This window comes from Paenibacillus auburnensis (assembly GCF_927798115.1).
Taxonomy (GTDB): domain Bacteria; phylum Bacillota; class Bacilli; order Paenibacillales; family Paenibacillaceae; genus Paenibacillus_AQ; species Paenibacillus_AQ auburnensis.
Genome location: NZ_CAKMMG010000016.1, coordinates 44,755 through 64,587, shown reverse-complemented (window position 1 = coordinate 64,587; position 19,833 = coordinate 44,755). Strand labels below are relative to the sequence as shown.

Genomic DNA, 19,833 nt, shown 5'->3' with positions numbered 1-19,833 from the left:
TAGAAAGAGCGATTGCTCATTTTGAAACATCTGACGAGAATTTGCATTCTCAAGATGAATTTCTAAAGCGTACAAGACGCTGTGAAAATCATCAGTTTTGGATCTCACCGAAGTGATTTCCAGGTACTCACTCGTTGTTCAGTTTTCAAAGATCAAGCTCGTTGTCAGTGTCGATTAGCTCGTCACCAGCAACTCTTATAATATATCATGTTTTCCGATTGAATGCAACATTTATTTTTTCGAAAGTTATCAATTCATATCGGATAATCATATTCCAGTCCTTCGCAACAACTTGCTGTTCCCGACTGGATTTATAATATAACACGACTTGTCCTGTAAAGACAACCCACAGCTTTTTCCAAATTGCAGATTAATTAATTCTGCTATGCAACATTTAAGCCCTAAGGGAATGTTAAAAAAGCATATAAGGCTGCTTAGTGACCGCAGCCTTATATGCTTGCACAACTAGTGTGTGATTAAGAATGATTAGTTCGAAATCCATGGATTCTTGCTTTTCTTAGCGCTCCCCGACCGGCTGTTCTGGTTCCCCCCCTGTTTGGAAGCAGGTTTACCGGACTTGGTACCAGCAAGGCTTGATGTTTTCACCTTAGCTGCTCCCGTTTTATTGCTACGGTTTTTAGTCTTTGTTGCAGCTTCCGTAGTATTAACTACTGCTTGAGGTGTTTGAAGCTCAATAGGCTCGGGCTCCAATATTTCCGGTACCCGATTATGATGTGCAAAGTTCTCCATGCCCGGATATGTCGGATAGGCAGGAATGCCAGATATCGGGGAGTTTGCATATGTTTCAAATGGCGCTACAGAATTCGCAGCATTAGGGAAGGTATCCGCTCCTACTCCATAAGGAGAGATTACGCCAGGCTGCGGCATATAAACGGGATAACCACCAAAAGCCGGCTGTTCATAACCATAGTGCTGTATAGGAGCTTCCCCACCGCAGCCACAGGATGGCCATGGCAGATTCATCGTCTGTCCGCCATATTGGGGTACTCCATAAGTTGGATAGTCGACGGCTGGGCTTACTGCGGTTAATGGGCCAGCAGTGTAATCCTGGGTATAGTTCGGATACCACGCTTCCTGAGCTTCTGCGACGGGATACATATTACCAGGATAAATATATGGAGGCATGCACTCCTGCATATAAGCGGCCGGCTGAATATAATTCTGTGCGGGATTCATGCCCATCACCGGCATCGCCTGCTCATAATAAGGATATAGCTGCGGGCAATCAAAAGCATACGGATTCTCGTTTAATCCGGGGTAACCCGCTGTTTTATCACATGGCATTTCCTTATTAGGAGTCCAGTACGCCTGCTGAACCTCAGTTTTCCCCTTCTCTTTAGGCATCTCGTAGGCGACAGCCTCCTGCGCAGGAACCGAGATTTGTACATACAGGCTCTGAGACTCATGGACCATCTGGACAGGTGAGACCTCAGGTGCCTTGTTTACTTCAGGAGCTATGTTCACTACTTCAGGCGCTATGTTTACTTCAGGAGCTATGTTCACTTCAGGAGCTGTTTTCACTTCTGGAGCTAAGTTCGCTTCAGGTTCTTTAGAAATTACCGGTTCAGGGACAGGTGCAGGCATAGGAGCTGCTTCCTGCACGGCTTCTTCTTTAGGTCCAGTGTATGTTTTACCGCCGACCTTTGTTTTATCTACCACTGCAGGTGATGTGGCTTCGGGCTGAATAGGAGTAGTATTGGTTTGAGTGGATTGAGGCTGTATTGCAGTTGCATTAGACTTTTTAGGAATATTGACGATTTCACCTGTCAGAAGCGCATTGGGGTTTTTAAGCTGCGGATTGGCATCAATAATTTCCTTTAACGTGATTCCCCAAGCCTTGGACAATTTCCAGAGCGTATCTCCTTGTTTAACTGTATGTTTATAGAAAAGCTCACTGTTATCCGGCACTGGTGTCGGAGCGGAAGGGATCTTGACCTTATCCCCTAAAACAAGCACATCAGGATTACTGATTTGCGGATTGGCCTCAATGATTTTTTGCAGCGATACTCCGTACTTTTGCGATAATGCATAGAGCGTATCGCCTTGTTTGACAATGTGTATTTTCACGCAGCATTAACCTCCTAAAAGTGCTTAATTGTTGGAGCGCGTTGCCATCTTTACAGCTGCAAATTCCGGCTCAGAGCTTCCTGCACTGATCTCGAGCATCGTTATATGCGGTACAGCCGCCTCCTTCGTTACTACATCTTATGCAGCCCATGGGCGATTGACATCCCTGGAACAAAAAAAATCCTTTCATGACTCGCATGAAAGGATTTTTGATATAGATGGAGATCCGGCAAACGATATAGATTAACCCCAAACCTTATAGCCGTCTTTATCCACGGCATTGCGGAATTCTTCAAGCAGCTGCAGCGTAATCGGACCTGCATGTCCTTCTCCGATAATCCGGCCGTCGATTTCGCGTGCGGCGATAACTTCGGCTGCGGTTCCGGTAAAGAAAACTTCATCGGCGATATAAACGTCATGCATAGTGAACGGCTCTTCTTTCAAAGGCAGACTCAGCTTCTCACAGAGCTCGATGATCGCCAGGCGGGTGATGCCTTCCAGCGCTCCCAGGTAGCAAGGCGGCGTATATACTACTCCTCTTTTGACGATGAAGATATTATCACCGGAGCCTTCGGTTACATAACCTTGGGCGTTCATCATAATCGCTTCGTCGGCTTCCGCCAGATTGGACTGGATTTTAACGAGGATGTTGTTCAGATAGTTAAGCGACTTGATCTTCGGATTGAGTGCATCCGGGATGTTGCGGCGCTGGGATACAGATACTGCACGTAAGCCAGTCAGGTAAGCCTGTTCGGGATAAATCGCTAACTGCTCCACAATAATGATAACACTGGCCTTAGGGCAGCGGCGCGGATCTAGTCCCAGGTTACCTGGACCCCGTGAAACGATTAAACGGATATAACCGTTGCGCATCTCATTCAGACGAATCGTCTCTGCCATTGCTTCCAGCATCTCATCGTAAGTCAGCGGAATGTCCAGCATAATTGATTTGGCCGAATCATACAGCCTGTCCAGATGCTCTTTGCATTTAAAAATGTTGCCGTTATAAATACGGATGCCTTCAAAAATGCCATCTCCATAAAGAAACCCGTGATCAAATACGGATACCTTTGCATTTTCCTTTGTTACGTGTTGTCCATCCAGATAGATCCATTGCTCAGCCATGAACTTACTGCACCTCCGCTTTCTCTTCCTCATAGGTGTATGTGGGATACGAGCCCAGAATCCGTACCTGACAGCCCAAAGCCTTGATCTCTTCAATCGCCGCAGGGAGCAGGACAGATTCTATCGGTTCCAGCACATCAATGTAGAAATAATAAGTACCCAGTTTCTTCTTCGTTGGCCGTGATTCAATACGTGATAAATTCAGACGCCGCCAGGCAAATGCGGACAGCACCTGATGCAAGGCTCCCGGAAAATCCTCCGGCAGGGTTACAAGAATACTTGTCTTATCACCGGCGCTCTTCTGCGGAAGGGCCAGCTTGTGCGGTCCCACCAGCACGAAACGCGTGTAATTGTTATGGTGATCGGTAATCTTGCGGTCCACAATCTCAAGGTTATGCGTAGACGCCCCAAGCGCTGTACCGATGGCAGCCCAGCCTTTGCCGGGATTGTTCTTCACAATTTCCACGGCTTCTGAGGTGCTCCCTACCGATTCCAGCTCAGCCTGCGGGGCATGCTCACGGACGAACTGCAGGCATTGTGCCATAGCGACAGGGTGAGAAAGAATCTTCACTACTTTGCTGTAGTCCTTATGCCCGCTGCTATCCATAAGTTCCCCGGGATTACTGATCAAATTCTGAACCGACGGATAAATCCACTCCGCCTGCATAGGCAGATTCACTTCATTAATGAGCCAGTCAATATGCAAACTGACCGATCCCTCGATCGTATTCTCAATCGGAATTACACTGTAATCGGTAGAACCGCCTGCCGTAGAGAGAAAGACGTCGGAAATCAGCTTGTGATGTACAATCCGGACAGGCTCATCACCAAACAAATGTAGCAGCGCTTCATGGGATACAGTGCCCTGCGGCAATACCGCTATTGACTTCATAACTGTACTTCTCCTTTTATCATATCCAAAAATGAATGGTTTTGCATCCCGTTTCTTTCCAGCAGCTCTACAGTTACACCGGCGCCGGAAGGCGGCAGCCAGCAGGTCTGGGCCTGAATACCGTGCTCAAGCATCGTTTCCTTCAGAAAAAGCTCCAGCTCCTGCTTCTTACTCTCTTTCCGGTCCACCAGACACAGTAGCGTCGGTCCGGCTCCGCTAAGCGCAATCCCCAGCGCTCCATGCTGCGGAGCTTCAGCCAGCAGCTTCTCCATTCCGGGTACAAGCGGTGCACGGTAGGGCTGATGCAGTCGGTCCTGCATGGCCCGGCTGATTAAATCCAGCCTGCCAGTGGCAAAGGCTGCTGTTAAAAGCGAGGTCCGGCTAATGTTATATACCGCATCACTTACGGTAATTTCAGCCGGTAACACCCCGCGGGCCTTGGTCGTTGCCAGCTCGAATTCCGGAATAACGACCAGCACCTCAAGGCCCTGAGGGGGCTCGATCCGGATATAATCGGCATGTACACCGTCCCAGACCGCCGTAATAATACCCCCGAACAACGATGCTCCGACATTATCCGGATGCTTTTCCAGTGCGCAGGCCATGTCGAACAATTTCGCGTTATCCAGCGGTGATCCAATCATAGCATTCGCTGCTGCCATTCCGCCAACGATTGCGGAGGCACTGCTGCCAAGACCGCGTGTCAGCGGAATTTCGGAATACACTGAAATCGACAGCTCAGGAACCGAAACTCCGGCTTCGTCGAACACCATTTGGGCCACCTGATAAATCAGATTGCTTTTGTCACCGGCAACCCCGTTCATTTCGTCTCCAAAAAAGTGGAAAACCGTCTCCTCCGCCTCTTCCATCTCAATCCATTCATACAGTGAGAGGGCCATCCCCAACGTATCAAAGCCGGGCCCCAGATTGGCGGTACTGGCGGGTACTTTTACTCTAGACCTTCCGTACATACTCATAGCTGGTGAAATCTCCTTCATTTTTTTTGCGCGGTATAATAGCTGTTCAGAAGGAGTGTTATCCCTCTACGCGATAGTGGCTCTTAATCCGATGGATGACCGCAAGCTCCTCGAGATGCCGCATTACTTTATTCATACTCGCCTTGCTGGCATTATGCGTTACAATAATAATTTCCGCGTCAGGATTATTCGGATTGGCTTGCTGTACTACGGAATCAAGACTGACATCGTACTCTGCAAATACCTGGGTAATCTTCGCCAGTACCCCCGCTTTATCATCGACATGCAGCAGCAAAAAGTTCTTATAAAAAATAGCTTCATCGCTCTTAAGTTTCTTCTGTTTGTAAGGCACAATCTGCTTCAGGCCATTTACGCCAAGCTTCAGGTTCTTAATCACAGCCACCAGATCTGCGACAATAGAAGTTGCCGTAGGCATGGCCCCTGCACCTGCACCGTAGAACATAGTTTCTCCAACAGCCTGCCCGTATACATAAACCGCATTAAATACGCCATTTACAGAAGCAAGCGGGTGACTGGTACGGATCATCGTCGGCTGGACGCTGATGCTGAACTCTTCATCCTCACGTTCCGCGATTCCCAGCAGCTTCATGTCGTAACCAAGCCGTTTGGCAAAAGCGATATCTTCCTTGCTCACACCGGAAATCCCGCTGACACTGACATCATTCAGCTCCACATTTGTGCGGAAGCCGAGTGTGCCCAGAATAGCCATTTTGCGCGCAGCATCCAGGCCTTCCACATCCGAAGTGGGATCCGACTCCGCATAGCCTAGTTCCTGCGCTTCTTTAAGCACATCATTATAGGAGGCGCCTTCCTGGCTCATTTTACTCAATATGTAATTGGTTGTACCGTTAACAATCCCCATGATCTTCATAATCTTGTCAGAGGAAAAGCCTTCGATCAAAGTGCGGATTATCGGAATCCCGCCGGCTACACTGGCCTCATAAAATACATCACACTGCTTCTCCTGTGCCTTAGCCAAGATTTCCGATCCATGGAGTGCCATCAGGTCTTTATTGGCGGTTACAATATGTTTGCCCCGCTCCAGCGCTTCAAGAATATATTCCTTCGTCCCGGCGATGCCGCCCATCACTTCAACGATTACATCAATTTCCGGATCGCGGATGAGTTCCCAAGGATCTGTAGTAATTTTGGCGGAATCGACTTCGATATCACGCGGCTTATCGGCGTTCTTAACAGCAATGCGTTCAATAATAATCGGTGAGCCCACTTGGCTGCTCAGATCCTCCTGATTTCCTTCAACGATACGGACCACGCCCGCACCGACTGTTCCCAGCCCCAATAGTCCAACTTTAACCGGCTTCATTTGGTTCCTCCTAAAAGTTTTATGAAGCTATACTTCTTAGATCATTTCTACGCAATGAAACTTGCTTCGTAAGCATTCGCTTAAGTTGTATGAAGCTATACTTCCTAACCCTGGCCGATGATTACAGCCCGCTTCACACCTGAGATTCCCTTGAGTCCTTCCAGCATGTCGCCCAGCTCTTCATTCAAATGTGAAATTTCTACAGAGATTACGACATTGGCCCGTCCCTGCAGCGGAATACTCTGGTTAATCGTCAACACGTTAGCCCCATGCACAGCGACACATCCCAGCACTTTGGACAGCATACCGGATTCATGTTCCAGATCAAGCGAAATCGTAACAATACGCTCACGCTCAAGCTGATGGATCAGATGAATACCATCTTTGTATTTATAGAAAGCACTGCGGCTAAGTCCAACCTGTTCTACACCTTCATGTACCGTCTTGGCGTCACCCGCTTCAAGCAGCTGTTTGACCTGCATGGTCTTCAGCACGGCATCAGGCAAAATGTCCTCCCGGACCAAATAATAGCGTTCTTTCACGAACGTCCTCACCCCAAAGACTTTTGTGTTTATATAGTGGACATTATACTTGAAAGGAACTGAAAAAAGCAATACATTTTCATAATCGTGATTGTATTGAGTCATCCCCTGGATACAGTAAAACCCCCGACAAAAACGGGAGCCGCCAACACCTGACGATCCTGAGATTCCTCCTATTTCAGTGCTGCAAGCTCCCTGTTTCGCCGCTGGAGCGTAGCGGAAATACTCTCCGCCAGTTCACTCGCGGACTCTTCCCAATTGCTGCCCGGGCTCTGAAGCGCCATCAGCAGGGTTACCTGATCATGCAGCAAAGAAATTTGCTGAGTAAGGATAACCTCAATTGCGAATAGACTGGAATGGGAAACCGGAGCGCTGTATTGAAACCGATCTTCTATGCCGGCAACCAGTTCTGCCAGCCATTCCGCTCCAGGATGCCTCCATGTACCGGCAAGCTCCCTTATATCCTGTAATTCCTCCAGATGCTGGCGATGGATCCGCGCAGTATCCTTAGTTTTCTGTACCTTTGATGCAGCATTCCGGCTGTAAATACCAGCTGCTCCAAGGATAACGGTACTAATAATCAGCTCAGCCAGCAGTGATTCTGAGAAGCCCAGGATCATAAAGGAAAAAAAAGTGAGGATGACTACTACAGCGTAAATTAAGCTGACGATATCCTTATAACCCTTGTTCTTCCGCATAACTTCCCCCTTTACCCCTTCTTGTGCTCCCACATTTTACATTCATTTCCGCTTATCATTGTAAACGATTTGAGGGCTGTTTAGGGTTGTTTGCACAAAAAAACGCCGGCGATGTTCTCCCCTGACGGGGAAACCACTGTCGGCGTTCCATACCTCTCTGCCTAACCGGCAGAGTAATTAATTAATAGTAACTGCTGTTCTCTACAAACTCAAATTCGAATTCACCTATGCGGACGATTGTGCCTTCCACAGCGCCGCGTTTACGCAGCTCTGCGTCTACTCCCATATGCCGCAGCGTACGGGCCAGCTTCAGAATCGCATCATGCGTGCTTAGCTGCATGCGTTTGAGCATCTTCTCAATACGCGGACTGCTGACGACGAACGCATCATTGTCACGCGTAATAGTGAAGGTATTATCATCCTCGGCTTCCAGCTTGTATACCTTACGTTCCGAAGTTTCTGCTACTTCTTCTACTACCGGAGCAACCGGGATGCTGTCGAGAATATCTGTTGCACGGTACAGCAGTTCCTGAACCCCCTGACGGGTAAGGGAAGAGATCGGCATAATCTCCATATCCGGGCGCAGTTCTGCTACCCGTTCACGGAAGGAAATCAGATTCGCTTCGGATTCCGGCATATCCATCTTGTTCGCTGCTACGATCTGCGGACGGTCAATCAGATTCGCATTGTATTGCTTCAGCTCATCATTAATGAGCACCCAGTCTTCGAAAGGATCACGTCCCTCGGAACCGGACATATCCACTACATGGATAATAATACGCGTCCGTTCAACGTGGCGCAGGAATTCATGCCCCAGGCCCACGCCTTCGCTGGCACCCTCAATCAGACCGGGCAGATCCGCCATAACGAAGCTGCGGCCATCACCAACATCAACTACACCCAGGTTTGGAGTAATCGTAGTAAAGTGATAAGCGCCGATCTTCGGCTGTGCCGCTGACACCACCGACAACAGTGTAGATTTGCCTACACTCGGGAAGCCTACCAGCCCTACATCCGCCATGACCTTAAGCTCCATGACAATATAACGTTCCTGGCCTTCTTCACCATTCTCTGCGAGCTCCGGTGCAGTATTGTTTGCAGTGGCAAAACGGGTATTTCCCCGTCCCCCGCGTCCGCCCTTCGCCACCACCACCTGCTGACCGTGACGTGTCATATCAGCAATGACTTCCTGAGTATCATCATCAATCAGTACGGTTCCTGGAGGAATGCGCACGATCATATGCTCGGCATTCGCTCCGTGCTGGCTTTTGTTGCGGCCCTTTACTCCGCGTTCAGCTTTGAAGTGGCGCTGATAACGGAAATCCATCAGAGTACGCAAACCTTCATCCACGCGGAAAATAACATCTCCCCCGCGTCCGCCATCTCCACCGGCAGGACCGCCTTCAGGCACATACTTTTCCCGGCGGAACGCAACGAGTCCATCGCCGCCGTCGCCGCCCTTCACATAAATCTTAGCTTTATCTACGAACATTCATGTTCACCTTCCTTACATTCCCAGCGGTACACGCAGCTCTACGTAAGCCTCACTCGGCTTCCACTGCTCCGCCTTCATGATTTTGCCTTGTACTATATTATAAATTTGCCCCTGCAGCATTTCGGGATTGCCATGATCCCCCTTGCTTTCGAAAGAGATGAGAATGTCTCCTCCATCCTGTGTAAAGCCGATGCGGAGTGTCCGCGTATCGCCCTGTTGCATAAGCCCACTGTATTGGTAAGCCCTTACCGTCTGCATAATCACAGAAGTCAGTTCGTCCCCTTGGTCAGGAGTCAGCTTGTCCTCCAGCTGCAATCCCTCTTCTACCTGCACTTCCAACTCCAGATTACTCCGGAAAGTGCGGAAGGACTGCAGATAAAACACCAGCGATGGAATGCCAAGCTTAGCGATCCGGCTATCCAGTGCTATACGTTCCTTTATTCTTTCCACACATTGTACGGATTTATCACGCTTCCCCAGCTGGATATATCCGTAAAGTACCTGCAGATCATTCATCCAGTCATGACGATGATGATTCAGTGTCCGGTTTGCCGCCTGTTGCAGAGTTTTCTCCTGTATGCGCAGTTCCTCTTCAAAATGACGCCGGTTGTAAAAAAAGCTGAAAGCAAGCACCCCAGCTACCCATAAACCGAGCAGCAGGCATGTGAAAAAGGAGGTTTGCCAATACACGAGACCTAAAGGAAGCGCTACGGATAACATGACTGCCCAGATCAACCTTTTCCAGGATTTCATTCTTTCTCCCCGTCCCTCAGTTCGCAAAATTCATTCAACATTATTAATCTGCCCCGAAGGAGCTTTTACCATTTTCCAGTATAACACAGGCGCCCAGTGCAATCACCAGCACATACAGCCTATAGATTCTTATATTTTATCAAAAAAACCCCCGGCACTCATGCCGGAGGCTTCTACATACAAATGTGGTTCGGAAAGCTTACGCTTCCACTGCCGCTGCTACCGGAGCGACATCAACCGGGTATACGCTCACTTTTTTGCGATCGCGTCCCCAACGTTCGAACTTCACTACGCCATCAACCAGTGCGAACAGCGTATCATCTTTACCGATGCCTACGTTAGTGCCCGGGTGAATTTTTGTTCCGCGTTGACGAACCAGAATGTTACCGCCGGTAACTGCTTGACCGTCAGCACGTTTCACGCCAAGACGTTTGGAGTGGGAATCACGTCCGTTCTTTGTGGAACCTACACCCTTTTTCGATGCGAATAATTGAAGATCCAATTTCAACATGTTGGTCAACCTCCTTCTTTAAATGATGACTTGCTGTATCTTAATATACTTCCCGTATGATTCTGCGATATCACTGAGCATTAAGACCATGGATTCCAGCAGCAGTTGAACTTTCGCGGACGTTTCAGCATCCTCAACAGAACCCAGGGTTCCGCTTAAGAAGCCATTCTTCATGGATGTATCCATGGAGATTCCGGTCAGACTCTCAATTGAATTGACGGTACCCACCGTAACGGCTGATACTCCGGCACATACAATATCTTCACCGCGTTTGGCATAACCTGCATGCCCTTCCACCTCAAAACCGATAACAGTACCCATGTTCGAAGCCCGTGTAATCCGCACGTTAATCATTAACGCACCTTCTTACGCTTGAATCTTCTCGATAGTTACTTTAGTGTACGGTTGACGATGGCCTTGTTTCTTGTGGTAGTTCTTCTTAGGTTTGTATTTGTAAACTACAACCTTTTGGCCTTTACCATGTTTCTCGACTTTAGCTGTTACAGACGCGCCGCTAACCAGCGGAGTTCCTGCAGTCAGACCACCTTCGTTAGAAACAGCCAATACACGGTCAAACGTTACGCTTGCGCCGTCTTCAGCCACCAGCTTCTCAATGAACAAAACATCGCCCTCTTGGACTTTGTATTGTTTACCACCAGTTTCGATAATTGCATACATTGTACTTGCACCTCCTCATGTCTCAGACTCGCCTAGTCTAGGTGGCAAATTCCCGAAGGAACTGCGCTTATGTACCCGATCGGAGCGGTTACAGCATGTGCAGGATTAGAAGAATCAAACACATACTTGAAGATATTATCATACTTATTACCTATCGTCAATAGTATAGGAAAGGTATTTAAGAAGTTGCGGGTCACTCCAGCCAGGCCCCGACCTTGCCCGTGCCCCCGCAGCATTGGCAGATCACCGGGGCGAAGCTTGCCGAGTCATGCCTTGCTTTTTTACGGGTCATCTCCAGCAGTCCAAGATGTGTCCAGCCCAGAATATGCGTTTTGGTGCGGTCGCTGCTGACCACGCGCCCCAGACGTTCCACCACTTGCCTGCGATGTTCTTCCAGTTCCATATCAATAAAATCGACAATAATAATGCCTCCGGTATCACGAAGACGGATCAGCCGGCCGATCTCCTCTGCAGCTAGCAGATTCGTACGTGTTACCGTCTCTTCGAGCGTCGCCCCGCCGGTATATTGAGCCGTATTGACATCAATGACGGTTAGCGCCTCGGTTTCGTCCCAGATCAGTGTTGCTCCGCCCTCAAGGATGATTTTGCGGCTGAAGCTCCGGAGCAGCTGCTCCTGCACGCCGTACGCGGTAAAAATCGGCTCCTGCCCGCGGTAAAATCCTACAGGCTTGTACCCCTCAGGGGCCATCTCGGTGAGAAAAGCCTCCGCTTCCCGCACAGCCTTGGCCGAGTCAATCATCAGCTCATCAAGCTGCGGATTGTAAGCATCACGGATAAAGCGCTGAACAATACTAAGATCGGAATGCAGCAGTGCCGGAGCTGATGCCTCTTCTGCCCGGCGGAGAATCATTTCCCACTGCGCCCGCAAAAAGGAAAGATCGCCTTCCACCGCATCCGCCTGTTCATCCTCCGAAACCGTCCGCATGATCAGCCCTTCCTCGCGCCGCCGCAGTCTTTCGCCGATGACCTTAAGCCGGTTCCGTTCCGATTCACGGCTGATTTTTTTGGATACCCCGACGTATTCGGCAAAAGGCATGTACACCATCCAGCGTCCAGGCAGTGTGTAGTGGGTGGTGACCCTGGCTCCTTTGCCGCCGCGGGGCTCTTTGCGCACCTGAACGATGATCTCTTGGCCAGGCTGCAGCAGGGTATCAATGGAGGGCTTCACCTCCGGCTGCTTGTCCAAGTGTGGATGAAGTACATCATCAACATATAAAAAGGCATTCTTCTTCTGTCCGATATCGACAAAAGCGGCCTGCATGCCTGGCAGAACATTCATAACCCGGCCTTTGTAATAACTTCCGACCAGCCCTTGCTGCTGATCGCGCTCAGCCGCATACTCCACCAGCCGCCCGTTCTCCAGAAGAGCCATCCGGGTAACATGCTGCGTGCAGTGAACGATCATTTGTTTCATGGCTTCACCTCTGGTATTCAATCATTCATGTATCTAAATTCCGAAATAGGAAGAGATCAGGCGCTGCTCCGGTACAACGGCTACCACATTTTTATCATCGTTCATCACATAAATAAAATGATATTGATTACGTTTAAATAGACGCAATATATCATCTAAAGGTTTCGCGGAAAAAGCAACAATAGGACGTGCGGCACTCCCCGAACGTAAATGCCGTTCATAGGCAGCCTCCCTGTTCATCAGAAAAGCCACAAAGCGGTAAGGCAAATTACGCTGATCCGTAACATTTGAATAGAGCAGAAAAGCACCGATCATCAACAGGTTCAGCCGCAGGCCGCCGCCTGTCGTAAGCGGAAGCAGCGCATAGCAAATGACCAGCACGCTTGCTGTTATGCTCACTCTGCCGCTCCATAGGAGAGTGTAATAATAAGGCACCAGCATGCTAAGCGCAGCCTGAAGGATTTTGCCCCCGTCCAGAGGGAGCACCGGCAGAAGATTAAAAAGCGCAATAATAGCATTTGCCTGTATAAAATAAGCAAGAAAGGCACTATTGCTTCCTCCTGCATGTTGCAGGAGAAGAGCCATCACAATCATAATTCCGTTTTGCAGCGGTCCGGCAAGTGCAATGGTAATCTCCCGGCCGGCGGTGAGCCGCCCGTGATCCTCGATAACAGCCACACCCCCAAATGGAAGCAGCTGGACAGACTTGACCGTAACCCCATTCAGCAATGCGGCAATGACATGTCCCATTTCGTGAATAAATACGATTGTAAATAACGTTAGCAGTTCCAGGAACTGTCCGGTAATGACAGAGAGGAGCATAATCAGCACGAACAGCGGATGCAGCGACAGCTGGATTCCTAATATCCTAATCAAACGATACCACTTCAGCGGGATCAATATAAGTCTTGTCTTTCATAATTGCAAAAAAAAGCAGCGGCGAATCTTGGCTCTCTGTTTCCTGCATCCAGCCGACCGTATCCCCGCTCTGCACCCAGTCATCCGCCGATAATCTGGTTCCGCTTAAATGGCCGTATTCCGCTGTTATATTGCCGGTATGGCGAACAACAACCCGGATTCCTCCCTGTGCTTCTTTCGATACAGAGAGCACACGGCCCGTATCTACACTTTTCACCGTGACATTGCCGCTTGAATCGTCCAGAGGCATAATCTCCACGCCTTTCAGCGTGGAAGCGAAGGCGCGTACGATGCTTCCCTCCAGCGGAGCGCTTAAGGTGTGCGACGCGTTCACCTTTTGTGCCGGCACTTCATCTTCACCAAAAATCGGAATAAAGGAGGGCGCCCCGTTAAAATGCGCTTCATACCAGACCTGTGCCGCTGCGAAATCCATGTCATTACTCAGTACATCGGTAATAAAATCCTGCGCCTTAACCGCCCAAGGCTCCCGGGACATGAAGATGCCCCACACTGCCCCGAACACAAGGACACTAGCGACAGTACGCCGGATGAATCCGGCGGCAAACCGCGGTGTACCGCCTCCGCCCCCCTCGTCCATCCAGCCTCCGCGCTGCTGCTTCCACAGGAGCTCAGGGTCGGGCTCCGGTCCAGTATGAATCTCGCTTCGCTCCCCAAGTCCCCATTCCTTATAGCTCGTCACATTATCGGTCAGCGTAAACAGCGGCGGTGCCGCGGCTTCCGGGTTCTCATCCAGCAGGTTGCGGATACGTTCCTTGCGGCGTCCTTTGATGCCTGAATTCTGTTCCATATTCATCCCTCCGGCGGGCTTGTTTTAATGCTAGTTTATGAGACCGCAGCATCTGTTTAGAACAAGCCCCCGCGGAAGGGAATACCAAGAAAAATCCCGCCGCAGATACTCTGCAGGCGGGATTATCATGGATGATTCTATAATTGCTCTACGTACCGTTTAACCCATACCAAAAAATTTCTTAAATTTACTAAACGCACCCGGCTTGCGGTCCAGCTGCATGAGCGGTACGGCATCACCCAAAATACGCCGCGCGATGTTACGGTAAGCGATCGCCGCAGGCGAGTTGGGATTCATCACCGTCGGCTCCCCGCTGTTCGCCGCCTTGATCACAAGCTCATCATCCGGAACAATTCCAATCAGGTCAATATTGAGCACTTGAAGGATGTCCTCTATATCGAGCATGTCTCCCGACTTGACCAGACCCGGCCGGATTCGGTTGACCACAAGTTTCGGTGATTCCACACTGGATTGCTCCAGCAGCCCGATAATCCGGTCCGCATCCCTTACAGCAGCATGCTCCGGAGTGGTAACCACAATGGCTTTATCCGCACCGGCTATGGCATTGCGGAATCCGTGCTCAATCCCGGCGGGACAATCGATCAGGATGTACTCGTACTCCTTCTTCAGCTCCAGAATAATATCCTTTACCTGCTCAGGGGTAACGGACGTCTTGTCTTTCGTCTGTGCAGCCGGCAGCATGTACAGCTCATCAAACCGTTTGTCCTTGACCAGCGCCTGATTCAGGCGGCAGCGTCCCTCAGCCACATCGACGAGGTCATAGATGATCCGGTTCTCCAGCCCCATAACTACATCCAGATTCCGCAGTCCGATATCCGTATCAACCAGACATACTTTTTTGCCCTGCAATGCAAGTGCGGTTCCAATGTTGGCTGTTGTGGTTGTTTTGCCAACTCCGCCTTTGCCCGAGGTTACGACAATCGCTTCTCCCATGGAGGCTACACCCCTTTAAACACATTTAAACCCTGACGTAATTTGACTATATTATGAATTTTGTCGATCTGCATAGCGCCGCTCGATAAATAGGCAAATTCCATGCTGCTCTCCCGGGTTCCCCATTCATCCGGAGGCCGGCTAATGACATCGGCGATCCGCAGCTGTGTCGGTGACAATAAAGAAGCGGCAATAATCGCATCTTGATTGCCGTCCACTCCGGCATGAGCCATACCTCTGAGTGCTCCGAGAATATAAATATCACCTGAACAGGTAATTGTACCACCCGGATTCACATCGCCCAGAAACAACAGATTGCCCTGGTGATGCAGGACTTGCCCGGAACGAAGCATGCCGCTCATCAGGAACAAGGCCTCAGGATCCACATTACCTTGATCTTCAACCGCTTCAATAGAGCGAATCAGCAGATTGCCCTGACTTTTTAGAATCTCCAGCACGGCCGCTTTGTCTTCATCGGTGACGGGGCGGCTCCCCAGCTTAACATCCACGTGCACAATCGGACCTGTTAAAATATTTTGATGGCTGTGCTCCAGCTTATAGCGAAGCTCGCTTAAGAGATCTTCAAAGGGACACTTGTCGTCTAGCAGGAATACCAGGCCGTCCTTGATGCCCTTAATCCTTACATGCTTGGATTTTACTGTCATATGCCTGTCCCCCCATCCTCATTCATTCGTTCCGGGTCAGGTAAATTCCTTCTTTGCGTGAAAGAAAATGCGGAGCCCGGTTATGCCGGTTCTTCTTTACGGGTCTCTTTCTTCAATAATTCCAGCTGACGCCTTACCGGAATGTATAAGAGTAATCCGATGGCAAAATGAAAGAGCATGGTTGGAAGCATATAGTTCAGAAGCGCCCAGTTATAGGGCTCCTGATTGAGATTGAACACACTGTAAATCGCAAACAGGATGCTGTCCTCCAGCAGACTGCCAAGCAGCACAACTGTCATCATCAGCGGAAGCGGCGCGCGCGGAATCTGGAAGATTAGGCCAATCAAATAAGCGGACAGCCCCATTGCGAAGGAATGGGCACCCAGAATTCTGCCGTAGTAAACAATATCATGCAGCATGCCGAAAGACAGTCCTAAGATAAGTGCCGTATGCCGGTGATGATAGATCGTTACAAACAGGATCACGATAAAAACAAGATTAGGAATAATCCGCAATTCCCAGGCATCCGGAAGCAGCCAGGGTAGAATGGTGCCCTGTAGAATAAATATAAGAAACAATAATAGTACAAGAACAGATCTGCGCATCCTCACTATTCCACACGCTCCTCCGTAAACACCACGAACAGATCCTTCCAATCCTGAAAGTCAGCCGTCGGGTCAATGAGCGCAGTCGACGTATAGCCGAACTCTCCTACCTTGACACTCTTCACTGTACCTATGGTCAAACCGCGCGGGTACACGCCGCCGCCACCGGAAGAAATAATAGTATCGCCGACTGCTATCGGATCGCCTACAGGAATCTTGTTCATCTTCAGCATACCGGTCTGCTGGTCATAGCTTTCAATCATCCCAAAGCTCTTGCCTTCTTTGTCCAGCACTGTTGCAGCAATCGGCGGCTGGGAATTAGGATCGTTCGCATCCATCACGGTCATAAGCTTCACCGTTGAGGTGAAATTGCTCACTTGACTGATAACGCCAACCATTCCCTCGACAGAAATCACAGACATATTTGGCTTAATGCCGTCCTTCGAGCCTAGATCAATAACAACCGAGCTATTGCTCGGCTCTGTCGTCAAGCTGATGACCTGAGCTATATGCAGCTCATAATCATATAGCTTCTTTTGAGCATCCTTGAAATTAAGTTTTTCCTGGTAATCCTCGATCTTCGCTTTAGTAAAATTATAGACCGCTTTATCCCGTGCGTACTGGGCAGCCAGAATTTTGAGCCGCTCGTTCTCCTCTGCCAGATCATGCAGATTCCCGATATCTTGGAAGAAGCCCGCTACATATCCAGCGGGCTTGTAGAACAAACTTTGCACGAATCCGGTTGTATCCCTGAGGAAATTCTCCGGCCAGGACAAGGCTTTCCTTGCGCCCAGGCTGAAGCCCATGACCACGATGAACATTACCAGTGTAATCAGCAGGATGAACAGACGTTTATTGTTAAACAGCTTAAACAGTTTCAACACCCTCTAACAACCGTATTTCACCCATATCAGGGGTTGATGTGCACATGCAGCAGTATATCCTATCGTTTAGGACGAAGTCCCGTATTGTTGCGGCTCTTGAACAGATGAATGTTCTCAAGCGCTTTGCCTGTTCCGATGACGACGCAATCCAAAGGATTCTCGGCAACGATTACCGGCATTCCCGTTTCACGTGCCAGCAGCTTGTCCAGGTTACGCAGAAGCGCTCCACCGCCGGTCAGCACAATGCCCCGGTCCATAATATCGGCAGCCAGCTCGGGAGGACATTTCTCCAGCGTCACTTTTACTGCTTCTACAATCGCATTCACCGTATCCGACAAAGCTTCACAGATCTCATCCGAGGTAATTGTGAGTGTCTTCGGCAGTCCGGTAACAAGATCGCGCCCGCGGATTTCCATCGTTTCCGCCTTCTCCAGCGGAAGGGCAGAACCCACATCCATCTTAAGCTGCTCTGAAGTGCGTTCCCCGATCATCAGGTTATATTGGCGTTTGATGTACTGGATGATCGACTCATCTGCTTCATCACCGGCCACACGCACAGAGCGGCTGGTAACAATACCACCAAGCGAGATGACTGCAACTTCTGTAGTTCCTCCGCCGATATCTACCACCATGCTGCCTGTAGGCTCCCACACCGGAAGATCTGCACCGATTGCTGCAGCAAAGGGCTCTTCGATAATGTAAGCCTCACGTGCGCCCGCCTGCTTGGTCGCATCCTCAACCGCACGCTGCTCAACCGCAGTAATGCCGGAAGGAACGCAAACCATTACATTCGGATGACGCTGGAACATAGAGCGCTGCTTTTGTGCCTGGCGGATGAAATATTTAATCATTGTCGCAGTTGTATCAAAGTCTGCGATAACGCCATCTTTCATCGGACGGATCGCACGGATATTCCCCGGCGTACGGCCGATCATTTTTTTGGCGGATTCGCCTACTGCTTCAATCGTTTTGGTGTCTGTATTAATGGCCACCACGGAAGGCTCTCTGACTACAATCCCCTTACCGCGTACATAGACAAGCGTATTCGCTGTCCCCAGGTCAATTCCAAGATCTTTCGTAAAACCACCTAACATGCTTGTATTCTCCTTTTCCTAGTGAATCTGGACAATTATATTACATGTACCCTTTTTCTTTCAAACTAATAAACCGGCTGTCCCCGATAATCAGGTGATCCAGCACATCGATTCCGACAATTTCGCCTGCCTGAATCAGTCTTGACGTCAGGGCGATATCCTCGGGACTTGGCGTAGGATCGCCGCTTGGATGATTATGTGCACAGATTATCGCTGCACTGCTGCATTTCATGGCTGCCCGGAACACCTCCCGCGGATGCACAATAGAGGCGTTCAGACTCCCCATAGATAAAGTCTCCTGCGAGATTACATGATTCTTCGTATTCAAAAACAGGCAGACAAAGTGCTCCTTCTGTAAATAACGCAGCTGCTCCGTCAGAATCTCTGCTGCGTCCTGCGGGCAACGGATGGTGACCGGCTCAGTAAGCCTCGAATTCGCCATCCTCCTGCCCAGCTCTATGCCAGCTTTCAGTTGCACCGCCTTGGCAGGGCCGATGCCTTTGATATTCGTCAATTCTTCAATTCTCAGGTCCGCAAGCCCGCGCAGACCGCCAGACTTGCCCAGCAGCTGCTGGGCAATATGAATAGCCGATTCCCGGCGTGTACCCGTACGCAGCAGTATAGCCAGCAGCTCCGCTTGACTGAGTGATTCCGCCCCATAGTGCATCATGCGCTCTCGTGGTCGTTCTTCATGGGGGAGGTCCCGCAGCATAAATGATTGCGACTCCATCCCTATCCCTCTCTCCTTGCTATCCTTGCCGGTTCAGCACAGAAATTCCGAACCGGGTCAGCATGCCGCCAAGCAGCGATAACGGTAATCCGACCACGTTAAAGTAACAGCCCTCAATCTCATCCACCAAAGTGGCGCCAAGGCCTTGTATCGCATAGGAGCCGGCTTTATCGGCAGGCTCTCCGGTCGCTATGTAAGCGGAGATTTCCTCTTCGCCGAGTGCTCTCATCGTTACTGAGGTTACCCGGTGCGCCACCTCGGACTTGCCGTCCGGCAGCCCGATGCAGGCCACGCCGGTATACACCTGATGAGTCCGGCCCTGAAGCATGCTCAGCATGGCTTTGCTGTCCTGCTCATCCACCGGCTTGCCGAGCACCTTGCCATCCAGCACGACAATGGTGTCGCTGCCGACAATAACGGCATTCCGCTCTCCGGCGGCAGGCAATACGGCTTCTGCTTTGCGTAAAGCGAGCGTATGCACGATCATCTCCGGTGTAAAATCCGGCGGCGTACTCTCGTCAGCATCGCTGACCAGCACCTCAAAAGGCAAGCCAAGGTTCGACATAAGTTCCCGGCGGCGAGGTGAGCCTGAGGCAAGGATAATGAGTCGTGAGTTATCATGCTCCACTGTATAAA

The 19,833-nt window shown here is 50.0% G+C and carries 22 protein-coding genes and 1 other annotated feature; all 22 genes read right to left on the bottom strand.

The window, feature by feature from the left end; translation table 11 throughout:
• Positions 1–486 precede the first annotated feature (486 nt).
• The 22 genes from L6H70_RS28015 to L6H70_RS27910 all read right to left on the bottom strand — a co-directional run bounded on the left by L6H70_RS28015 (position 487) and on the right by L6H70_RS27910 (position 19,825).
• The gene (locus tag L6H70_RS28015) at positions 487–2,088 is read right to left on the bottom strand and encodes a LysM peptidoglycan-binding domain-containing protein (RefSeq protein ID WP_236337474.1); all 1,602 of its coding nucleotides are present in this window, start codon (positions 2,086–2,088) and stop codon (positions 487–489) included.
• A gap of 243 nt (positions 2,089–2,331) precedes the next feature.
• The gene (gene ilvE / locus L6H70_RS28010; protein WP_236337473.1) at positions 2,332–3,213 is read right to left on the bottom strand and encodes a branched-chain-amino-acid transaminase; all 882 of its coding nucleotides are present in this window, start codon (positions 3,211–3,213) and stop codon (positions 2,332–2,334) included.
• Positions 3,214–3,217: 4 nt separating this feature from the next.
• Positions 3,218–4,105, bottom strand: coding sequence for a prephenate dehydratase (gene pheA, locus L6H70_RS28005; RefSeq protein WP_236337472.1), 888 nt, complete (start codon positions 4,103–4,105; stop codon positions 3,218–3,220).
• Positions 4,102–5,082, bottom strand: coding sequence for a homoserine kinase (gene thrB / locus L6H70_RS28000; protein ID WP_236337471.1), 981 nt, complete (start codon positions 5,080–5,082; stop codon positions 4,102–4,104). The genes pheA and thrB overlap by 4 nt, the downstream gene beginning before the upstream one ends.
• A gap of 58 nt (positions 5,083–5,140) precedes the next feature.
• Positions 5,141–6,427 (bottom strand): homoserine dehydrogenase, encoded by a 1,287-nt coding sequence (locus L6H70_RS27995; RefSeq protein WP_054942694.1) that lies wholly within the window; start codon positions 6,425–6,427, stop codon positions 5,141–5,143.
• 104 nt (positions 6,428–6,531) lie between these two features.
• Positions 6,532–6,969: an ACT domain-containing protein gene (locus L6H70_RS27990; RefSeq protein ID WP_054942981.1), complete on the bottom strand. Its 438-nt coding sequence runs from the start codon at positions 6,967–6,969 to the stop codon at positions 6,532–6,534.
• Between the two features lie 173 nt (positions 6,970–7,142).
• The gene (locus L6H70_RS27985) at positions 7,143–7,667 is read right to left on the bottom strand and encodes a hypothetical protein (protein WP_236337470.1); all 525 of its coding nucleotides are present in this window, start codon (positions 7,665–7,667) and stop codon (positions 7,143–7,145) included.
• Positions 7,668–7,848: 181 nt separating this feature from the next.
• The gene (gene obgE, locus L6H70_RS27980) at positions 7,849–9,159 is read right to left on the bottom strand and encodes a GTPase ObgE (protein ID WP_236337469.1); all 1,311 of its coding nucleotides are present in this window, start codon (positions 9,157–9,159) and stop codon (positions 7,849–7,851) included.
• Positions 9,160–9,174: 15 nt separating this feature from the next.
• Positions 9,175–9,915 carry a Spo0B domain-containing protein gene (locus tag L6H70_RS27975; RefSeq protein ID WP_236337468.1) on the bottom strand — a complete coding sequence of 247 codons (741 nt, stop codon included), beginning with the start codon at positions 9,913–9,915 and terminating at the stop codon, positions 9,175–9,177.
• Positions 9,916–10,114: 199 nt separating this feature from the next.
• Positions 10,115–10,426 (bottom strand): 50S ribosomal protein L27, encoded by a 312-nt coding sequence (gene rpmA, locus L6H70_RS27970; RefSeq protein WP_039876443.1) that lies wholly within the window; start codon positions 10,424–10,426, stop codon positions 10,115–10,117.
• Positions 10,427–10,444: 18 nt separating this feature from the next.
• On the bottom strand, positions 10,445–10,780 hold the full coding sequence (locus L6H70_RS27965; protein ID WP_206101672.1) for a ribosomal-processing cysteine protease Prp: 336 nt from the start codon (positions 10,778–10,780) through the stop codon (positions 10,445–10,447).
• A 12-nt stretch (positions 10,781–10,792) separates the two neighbouring features.
• Positions 10,793–11,104, bottom strand: a complete 312-nt coding sequence (gene rplU, locus L6H70_RS27960) for a 50S ribosomal protein L21 (protein ID WP_054942699.1) — start codon at positions 11,102–11,104, stop codon at positions 10,793–10,795.
• A gap of 14 nt (positions 11,105–11,118) precedes the next feature.
• Positions 11,119–11,204, bottom strand: a sequence feature (ribosomal protein L21 leader region).
• A gap of 93 nt (positions 11,205–11,297) precedes the next feature.
• The gene (locus L6H70_RS27955; protein WP_236337467.1) at positions 11,298–12,539 is read right to left on the bottom strand and encodes an Rne/Rng family ribonuclease; all 1,242 of its coding nucleotides are present in this window, start codon (positions 12,537–12,539) and stop codon (positions 11,298–11,300) included.
• Between the two features lie 33 nt (positions 12,540–12,572).
• Positions 12,573–13,415 carry a M50 family metallopeptidase gene (locus L6H70_RS27950; protein WP_236337466.1) on the bottom strand — a complete coding sequence of 281 codons (843 nt, stop codon included), beginning with the start codon at positions 13,413–13,415 and terminating at the stop codon, positions 12,573–12,575.
• The gene (locus L6H70_RS27945; RefSeq protein WP_236337465.1) at positions 13,408–14,265 is read right to left on the bottom strand and encodes a peptidoglycan DD-metalloendopeptidase family protein; all 858 of its coding nucleotides are present in this window, start codon (positions 14,263–14,265) and stop codon (positions 13,408–13,410) included. The genes L6H70_RS27950 and L6H70_RS27945 overlap by 8 nt, the downstream gene beginning before the upstream one ends.
• A gap of 159 nt (positions 14,266–14,424) precedes the next feature.
• Positions 14,425–15,219 (bottom strand): septum site-determining protein MinD, encoded by a 795-nt coding sequence (minD, locus tag L6H70_RS27940; RefSeq protein WP_054942702.1) that lies wholly within the window; start codon positions 15,217–15,219, stop codon positions 14,425–14,427.
• A gap of 5 nt (positions 15,220–15,224) precedes the next feature.
• A complete protein-coding gene (minC, locus tag L6H70_RS27935) occupies positions 15,225–15,884 on the bottom strand; it encodes a septum site-determining protein MinC (RefSeq protein WP_054942703.1) in 660 nt (219 codons plus the stop codon).
• 80 nt (positions 15,885–15,964) lie between these two features.
• Positions 15,965–16,495: a rod shape-determining protein MreD gene (gene mreD / locus L6H70_RS27930; protein ID WP_236337464.1), complete on the bottom strand. Its 531-nt coding sequence runs from the start codon at positions 16,493–16,495 to the stop codon at positions 15,965–15,967.
• Entirely contained in the window at positions 16,495–17,373 is an 879-nt protein-coding gene (gene mreC, locus L6H70_RS27925; RefSeq protein WP_236337463.1) for a rod shape-determining protein MreC, read from the bottom strand. Before mreC ends, mreD begins: the two co-directional genes overlap by 1 nt.
• A gap of 59 nt (positions 17,374–17,432) precedes the next feature.
• A complete protein-coding gene (locus tag L6H70_RS27920) occupies positions 17,433–18,467 on the bottom strand; it encodes a rod shape-determining protein (protein ID WP_054942706.1) in 1,035 nt (344 codons plus the stop codon).
• 40 nt (positions 18,468–18,507) lie between these two features.
• Positions 18,508–19,197, bottom strand: a complete 690-nt coding sequence (gene radC / locus L6H70_RS27915) for a RadC family protein (RefSeq protein WP_236337462.1) — start codon at positions 19,195–19,197, stop codon at positions 18,508–18,510.
• 19 nt (positions 19,198–19,216) lie between these two features.
• Positions 19,217–19,825, bottom strand: a complete 609-nt coding sequence (locus L6H70_RS27910; protein WP_279306804.1) for a Maf family protein — start codon at positions 19,823–19,825, stop codon at positions 19,217–19,219.
• Positions 19,826–19,833 lie beyond the last annotated feature (8 nt).